This is a genomic window from Clostridium tarantellae, from assembly GCF_009295725.1.
GTDB lineage: Bacteria > Bacillota > Clostridia > Clostridiales > Clostridiaceae > Sarcina > Sarcina tarantellae.
In genome coordinates, this window is the sequence record NZ_WHJC01000562.1 from 1 (window position 1) to 914 (window position 914).

At 19.5% G+C, this 914-nt stretch carries 1 protein-coding gene; it reads left to right on the forward strand.

Annotation, left to right across the window (positions count from 1 at the left end; translation table 11 throughout):
* Positions 1 to 162: 162 nt before the first annotated feature.
* Positions 163 to 678, forward strand: a complete 516-nt coding sequence (locus GBZ86_RS16360; protein WP_152892430.1) for a hypothetical protein — start codon at positions 163 to 165, stop codon at positions 676 to 678.
* Positions 679 to 914: the final 236 nt, after the last annotated feature.

A 914-nucleotide genomic window follows, 5' to 3' on the forward strand; every position in this document is an offset into this window, starting at 1 on the left:
TCATAGAAGACATTATAAACTATGAAAATACTCTTTATTTTTTAGATAAAAATAACTATGTTTTATTATTTATTCCCTTTGAAGAAGTAACAATAAATAAAAATGAATTTATTTTAAATATTGAAAAATATTTAAATAAAAAAGTTAGAGAGGTTTAATGGTATGACTTATAAATTCAAACTTAATGATAGTCATTATGATAGTTTAGCTAAATATAATTTAAAAACTATAAAGCTTTTAAATTTAATAATAGAAGTTTTTTTTAATATTTTAATTTTTATTATGTTACTATTTATTGTTTTTGCTTCTATAAATTTAAGTAAAAGTTTTCATAATGGATCAGTTGCTTTAAACTATATTATTTCAATAATCTTTATAATAGTAATTTTACTTTTACAATCTATACCATCTTATAAAAAGCTTATGAAATCAAGCTTAAAAGAGCTTAAATTTCTTCCTTATTTAGCTAGAGCAAAGTATAAGGATAATGATGAATGTGAATTAATAGTTGAAGAAAATTCTTTAACTTTAAAATCTTATGGTTATTCTATAGAAATTCCTAAAAGCAATATAACAAGCATAAAGGAAATGGATAATATAATCTTAGTATTTAATAAAAGTAGGACAGATACTCTTTTATTGCCTAGAGAAATTATAAAAGTAGAAGATTTAAAATAAAAACACTTACTATCTATACTTTTGCTAGTTTCTTATCTTCTTTACAAAGTATATTAAAATTTTTACTAATTTCCTTATCATATTGACTTTTATCTCATTTTTATGCTCTTTAGAGATTCCTAAAAATAACATAGAAAAAGTTAAAAAAAAGATACTTTAATTTTAATGTCCAATAAATTTAATAATGAAGTTATTATAATTTCTAAAGATGTTGTTCATATAAATTCCTGTCTCTT